General features: G+C 65.6%; 4 protein-coding genes. 2 read left to right on the top strand and 2 right to left on the bottom strand.

Going from position 1 to position 6,957, the window contains the following annotated elements; translation table 11 throughout:
* Window positions 1-321: 321 nt before the first annotated feature.
* Complete coding sequence (locus K8625_RS43280) at window positions 322-1,158, top strand: KilA-N domain-containing protein (RefSeq protein WP_223786067.1); 837 nt, start codon at window positions 322-324, stop codon at window positions 1,156-1,158.
* Between the two features lie 56 nt (window positions 1,159-1,214).
* On the opposite strand, the gene K8625_RS43275 is transcribed toward K8625_RS43280, so the two are convergent.
* Together K8625_RS43275 and K8625_RS43270 are read right to left on the bottom strand one after the other, a co-directional pair.
* On the bottom strand, window positions 1,215-1,775 hold the full coding sequence (locus K8625_RS43275) for a hypothetical protein (protein ID WP_223786066.1): 561 nt from the start codon (window positions 1,773-1,775) through the stop codon (window positions 1,215-1,217).
* 903 nt (window positions 1,776-2,678) lie between these two features.
* Entirely contained in the window at window positions 2,679-6,602 is a 3,924-nt protein-coding gene (locus K8625_RS43270; protein WP_223786065.1) for a phage tail tape measure protein, read from the bottom strand.
* Window positions 6,603-6,708: 106 nt separating this feature from the next.
* Here K8625_RS43270 and K8625_RS43265 point away from each other — a divergent pair.
* A partial coding sequence (locus K8625_RS43265; protein WP_223786064.1) for a hypothetical protein occupies window positions 6,709-6,957 on the top strand: 249 nt, incomplete at its 3' end.

Raw genomic sequence — 6,957 nt, 5'->3', positions numbered from 1 at the left:
CTCCACCGCACCCGGCGATGAGCGCGACGGTGCAGGCCAACAGCCACAGCTTCAAGCTCTTCATGGTGAGTCCCCTGTCGTGAAGGTGTGCGAGCGTGAGGACGACCGGGCCGAGGGCATTGTCCGGCAAGCAGCCGCGAGCGCCAATTCGTGGTTTCGCGTCGGCCACCGGACGCCGTCCCCTCTCAGCCACAGGCTGTGTCCAGGCCCCGTGCAGGCAACACCACAAGACGCCCACGACTCCCCCCTCCCGTCGTGAGGCGCCGCCCCTTCCCCGGAGTGCACGGCTCCGGGGAGGGGGTGCCTTTCCCCGAGGTCAACATGTCCTGCCCGCCCACCACGCTCACCCTCGGCGACGTCGTCGTCCAGCAGGACGCCCACGGCCGCTACAGCCTCAACGACCTGCACCGGGCAGTTGGCGGTGAGCCGCGTCACCAGCCCTCGAACTTCCTCCGCAACGAGTCCACCCGGGGACTCATCGCCGAGCTGACCCGTTCCTCGGATTCGATGAACGGTCCGGTGGAGAGCGTCCGCGGGGGCACCACCCAGGGCACCTTCGTCAGCCGGCCCCTCGTGTACGCCTACGCCATGTGGGTGAGTCCAGCCTTCCACCTGCGCGTCATCGAGGTCTTCGATGCGGTGGCGCGGAGACTTCCGGCGCCCAGGGCGACGCCCGCCTTCCTGGTGCCGAAGTCGCTGTCCGAGGCGCTCCGGCTCGCAGCCGACCTGGCCGAGGCGAACGAGCGCCAGGCCGCGCAGCTCGTCGAGCAGCAGCGCCAGCTCGAGACCCAGGCGCCCGCGGTGAAGCTGGCCGACGACTTCCTCTCCACCACCCGGCTGATGAGCCTCATGGACACGGCCCGGCACCTGCGGCTGCCCATCCGCGACTTCTTCCGGTGGCTGGAGCGGGACGGCGTGTGCTTCAAGAAGGACGAGGAGAGCCCCTGGGTGCCCTACGCGTCCTTCATCCGGAACGGCCGTCTCGCGTACCAGGTGCTGCGCCGGCCCAAGCCCGGCCAGGACGAGCCGCACACCCGTCCCCAGACGTTGGTGACGCCGGTTGGGGTGGCGTGGTTCGCGCAGAAGTACGGGCACCTCGCGGTGCCGCGCTCGCCCGAGCAGGTTCCGCTGCTGCCGGCGGACGCCGGGGCCACGTGACGGACGACGCTCGTCACGTGGCGCGTAGCCTCGCAGCCCGGTGGCTCAACCCCAAATCAGAACGCCCGACAGAAAATCTGTATATCCATGCATCCGTGGCTGGCGTACGGGGTGACCTTGTTGTCCGCGCCGTAGTACCAGTACTGGTGACGCCATGTTCCGCCCGTGCACACGTCGTCATCTTGCGCAAGCGTCTGTCGGTAGAACATCACGCCAGCCATGTGGCTGCCTGTCGACGGGTCATCCCCCACCAAGGCGTACGGCGTCACGCTGTGCAGGCGATGACCATAGTTCCAGTGCGAGCAAACAACGGGCTGGGGAGTATGTGTGTTATACTTGACTCCATATTGATAGCGATGGGGATCGTGACTTGGAAGCCAGCAGCCTCCATTGGGGATCTGGCTTGCGTACCCGCAGGGGAACCACTCGGCGGCCAGCGCTTGCGGCGTAAAAAACAAGCACAGAGCCCCAACTGCAACATTCGCTGCATTCAATCTCAGCACCCACACCTCGCTTTCGAACGCAACGATTCCTCTCTCGGCACGCAGTCGCCCGCCAGGGATTCGCCGCCACTGAGCAGAGCAGAACAGCTCTGCCCTTTCCAGTGCGTGACGCATGACACCGCGCTGCCCGCGCGTCGAACAGACAATAGAGCAGTCAACTTCCGACGCCGCGCCATGAAGTTGTAGATGGAGCCGCCGGGCTGCATCTCCTCGAGGAGTGCCTTGCGGATGGTCACGCTCAGCCCGCGGGCCATGCGCTCGGCGTCGGCCTGCCCGAGGACCGCACCTTCGACTCCTCCGACTGTCTAGCAGGAGCGTCCACAAACAGAAGACAACCCGTACGCACAAGGCAGTGGCGCGCGTCCGACCTCGACCAAATGATAGAGCAACCAAGCACAGCCTCCCATGCTTGGTCGTCCCGCCTCCTCCAGGGGCAAGGGCGCCCATTCCTCATTGGTGCAGATATGTCCATTTCCATCAGAGCACTTTTGTCACGACTGAGCTGGCTCATCATGCTGAGTGCATGCGGCCCAACGCACGACGCCAACATCAACGAGCAGCAAGACCTCTCGGGAACAGAGGAGAATTTCTCCGAATCTGACGCATCTAATGAAGACGGCGAGCTTTCACAGGCTCGGTATGGTGGGCACCTCGGGAGTGCACTGGGCGCTCCTTTGGTGACATTCGATAGTTGCACCGGCAATAATGAGTGGAGAACAACCTGCGGAGCCGGCAACTCGAATGACGTATGGTTTCATTGGACCGCCCCAGTAACGGGAGACTACTACTTCACTACCGCAGCGTCAGGCTACGACACCGTCTTGGAGTTGCGCAGGAGGGGCGACACCTCCCAGGTGCTTGCTTGCAACAGGGGCTCTGCCGAGGGAAGCACGCGGGGCCGATTTCGAGTTAACGGACTCGTGGCGGGTAGGCAATATGTGATCATCGTTGACGGTGAACATGGAGCCTGCGGCCAAGGGCATCTCTCTATCGCTGGAAGATAGGATCGCAGAGCCGTTATCGCCGCGTCCGAATTCCGTTGTAGAGCACTCCGCCAGGCTGGAGTTGCTCGACCAGTACCTTGAGGACGACGGCGCCGAGCCCGCGCGCCAGCTTCTCGGACTCGGCCCTGCCTCCCGACGACTCCACCGTGGTTGTGGCTGAGCCGTCCTGGTGCACGTGGATGTGGAGGGAGATGGGCGCCGCTCCGCTCGCAGCCCCTGCCGGCGGGAGGATGTCGGCCTTGCTGGGCACGTACAGCTTCGGCACCTGGGGTACCTCGGCCCCGAAGTCCAGCTTGCCGATGCCGCCCGCGCCCCCACCCAGCATGGAACCGAACATGCCGGACAGGTCCGCGCCGCCCACGGTGGACCCGCTCGAGTTCGCGGCCGGCGCCGTCGTCACGCCGATGAGAGCGCCCGTCGCGGTGTCCACCAGGGCCAGGAAGGCCTTGTGCGCCAGGAGGCGCGCCAGGTCCTTCAGCATGCTCTCCACCATGTTCCGGAAGCTGAACTGCCCCGTGGTGGCGAAGGTGACGAAGGCGTCCTCCATGTGCTGGGCCGCGGAGGTGACGGCGTCCTGGGCCAGCGAGAAGCCGGTGGAGAGCTGCTCCTGCAGCTTCGCCACCTCCCGCCGGTACGCGGCCGCGCCGATGCGCCCCTCCTGGAAGAGCTTCTCCACGGCCGCCATGCGCTTCTGCGCGTCGGCCAGGGGGTTGATTTGCTTCTCCAGGTTCTCCAACTCCTTGGCAAGCTGGGCCTCGGCGCGGCCCTCCGGAGTCCACAGCTCCCGCGCCTTGGCGAGTTGAGCATTGTAGTCCGCCAGCTTGAGGCGCCCCGCGTCCAGCTCTTCACGGAGGAGCCGCTGGGCCTCGACGAAGCGCGTCCCGGACTGGTCCCCCAACTCCCGGTTGAGCTGTTGGAGGTTCTGGAGGCGCTCCTTCTCCACCTTCTCCACCGCCTTCGTAGCCTCGGCCTCCTTCAACCTGGCGATGGCCACGTCCGCCTGCTTCTGCTGCTCCTTGGAGAGCGCCTTGTACTCGTCGGTGAGACTGAGGGCCTCGGCCTTCGACTTCCCGAGAGCACCCGACTCCTCCTGGATGCGCTCGAGCCACGTCTGCGCCTTCTTCGTCAGCTCGTCCCTCGCTTGGGCCGCCTTCTTCGACGCCTCGGCATCCTTGAGCTTCGCGATGGCCACGTCGGCGAGCTTCTTCTGCTCCTCCGTCAGCAGCATGTACTCGTCCGACTGGTTTAGCGCGCCCGCCTTCGTCTTCCCGATGGCGCGGACGTCCTCCTCCAGCTTCGACAGCCACGCAGCGGCCTTCTTCGCCTCCTCGACCTTCTTCTTGCCGGCCTCAATAGTCTCCGACGCCGACTTCGTAGCCGCCGCCCCGGCGCGGCCATGGGCACCCGCGACCTTGTCAGCCAGCTCGGCCTCCTTCTTGGCGGCGTCCTCCAGCGAGATAAGCGCCTTCTGAATTTCGGCTGCACGCTGCTGGTGAACAGCGAGTTCCTTCTCCAAAGGGACGAGCTTCTCTTCGATCTGCGCCGCGAACCGCGGGTCCTTCCGAACCTCGGAGAACGGCTTCCCTCGTCCAGCCCATGTCCAATTCACGGTGACGATGCGATTTTGCTTCTCCTTCACTGCGGCAGTCATGCGCGCGATGTCCGCGTGGGCCGCCTTCAAATCATCGCCAGCGACCTGCCGGACTACTGCCGCGAGCTCACCAATCGTGTCGACTTCGCTCGTGAGAAGGTCTTGGTATTTCCCACCCAGGGCGGCGACCTCTTCTTTTGCAATGGTGAGGCGCTCCAGCGCCCTGGCCTGATCCTCAAGGGCCTTCGTCTGGGTCATGAGGTCCACCACGATTTGCGAACCTCGCCCCACCGCGGCGGCCGACTCCTGAGCGTGCTGCATCGCCTTCTCGCGCGCCTCTTCCGCAGCCCGGCCGAACTCGGCGAACGCGGTGACGGCCGCCCCCAGGGCGATGACAACCACGCCGATGGGCCCGCCCATGGCCGCCAGCGCGGCAGAGCCTGCCCGCGTCGCGAACGTCGCACCTTCAATCGCAATCGCCTCACGGACCTTCGCCTGCGCCAGGAGGTTAGACTCGATGGCCGCCTTGCGGGAGGCCAACATCGAGCCCTCGACCGCGGCAGCCGCCTGGAGCGTGGCCTGCCGCTTCTCTAGCTGGGCCAGCGCATTCCTCAGCGACTCAGCGCGACTCTCCCCCACGGCTCGCTTGTAGTGCGATTCGGTCAGCGCCGCCTCGACGACAGCCTCCTTCGCCTTCTTCGCGGCCGCCGCCTTTTCCAACAAGGCCTTCGTCCACTCCTGTCCCCATGCGACCGCGCGCGCGGCACCAATCACCGCCAGCGCCTGGGCGAGGTAGCGAGCCGCCGTCGTCACTTCCTCGAAGTGCGCCAACAACCCATCCATGGCGGGCGAGACGGAGTTGAGCAGATCTTCGCCCACCTCGATTCGCAGGGCGGCGAAGCGAGCGCGGAGCTGGTCCACCTTCATCTGCGGCGTCTCCGCCATCTTCTTGAAGGCCGCCTCCGTCTTCCCTGCCGACGTCTCCATGTTCTGGAGCGACGTCGCGAAGTCCACCGAGGCTGAGCCCGAGAGCGTCATCACCGGAAGCAGCGCCTCGACGCCGCCGACGAGCGCAGCAAGCAACTCCGTGCTGCCACCCGTCTTGTCCTTCATGTCCTGGAGGAAGCCCGCGAAGCCCTTGGACTTCAGCCCGGCGATGTTGAACTCGATGCCGAGTTCCTTCGCCAGGATGGCCGCCTCGCTGGACGGCTTGGCCACCTGCGCCAGGATGGCCCTCACCCCCTCCATGGCTGTCTCCGTCTTGATGCCGGCCTTGGTGAGCGCCGCGTTCGCCGCCAGCAGTTCCTGGAGCGACACGCCCGTCTGGGACGCAATCGGCGCCACCTTGCCGATGTGCCGGGCCATGGTCTCGATAGACGTCTTGCCGTCTGCTGCCGACACGAACATGGCGTCGGCGGCCTGGGTGGCACTCCGGAGCTGGGTGCCGTAGCTGGCCATGATGGACGTCAGGCCGTCGGCCGCGACGCTCACCTCCGTCACACCGCCGATGGCCAGCTTGTTGGCGATGGCGAGCATCTCCGTGGCCTTCGCCGCGTCGGCGGCACCAGCGGACATGATTTCGTAGAGCGCCTTGGCCTGGTCGGTGGGCCCACGGCCGAACTGGGCGCCCAGTCGCTTCGCGCTCTCCGCAAGCGGGCCCATCATCCCGAGCTGGTTGTCCTCGAGCAGAGTGCTCACCTGGGCCATGGCCGTGGAGAAGCCCAGCGCCTCGGTGGTGACGCTCCGCAACGTGGCCCCCACTGCCACCATGCCCATGAGGTTGCCGGCGAGTCCGCCAAGCCCCTTGGAGAGCTGTTCCACGGGCGACTTCGCGAGCTCTGCGGCCTTCGCGACCTCCTGGACGGACTTCGCGGCGCGCATGTCGTCCTGCATCTTCGACATGGCCGAGGACGCCTTGTTCAGTTCGTTCATGAACCGGTGGATGGTGCCTGTGTCCCCGAATGCAGACGTGAGGCGCCCCGCTGAGCCCTCCAGCAGCTTCAGCTTCTCGTTGAAGGTGTCCAACACCTTCGTATCTTCCATCGACTTCTGAAACCGCTTCGCCGCCTCGGCCGCCATGTCGAAGGTCTTCGAGAGCGCGCTCACTCGCTCCAGGTCCTTCAACTTGTTGCGCATGTCGTCGAAGGCTCTGGTGTTGGCTTCCACCTCCTTGAGCATCTTCGCCATCTCACGCTGAAACTGCGCGGTGGCCGACTCGACCTTCGTGGTCGCCGTCTCCGTCTTTTCCGCAGCCTTCGTCAGGTCGCTGAGTCCCTGCACCCCTCCTGCCGCCTCGGAGGTGTCGATGCGGACCGACAGCGTGGCCAAGTCGAACTGCTCAGACACGGTAGACTCCGTTCAGGCTCGATGCGAGGCAGATGCGCGGGGACGTGAGCACCTGAATGTGTGACCAGTGGACCTGGGTACTCACGCTGTGCTGGTTTCCTGGACCATGCGCGTCCGCCCCGCCTTCGTTGCCCTGCTCCTGATTGCTGCCTGCGCCTGTCGCTCTGACGACGAGAAGCGGCTCGAAGCGGAGCGCGTCGAGTCGGTCCGGTACAGCAACGAGGCTCATGGGAGTCCCGAGCTGCGATGGGATACGGGTGGGAAACACCACACCACGATCATTCGAGTTCAGCCCTTTGGGTCCAAGGACCCGGACGAAGTCCGGGCCGCCATGCTCCGGGAGATGCCGAACTAC

The organism is Myxococcus sp. AS-1-15 (assembly GCF_020037055.1).
GTDB classification, from domain to species: Bacteria; Myxococcota; Myxococcia; order Myxococcales; family Myxococcaceae; genus Myxococcus; species Myxococcus fulvus.
Note: the sequence above shows the minus strand (reverse complement) of the source record. Positions and strands in the feature narration are given on the sequence as shown.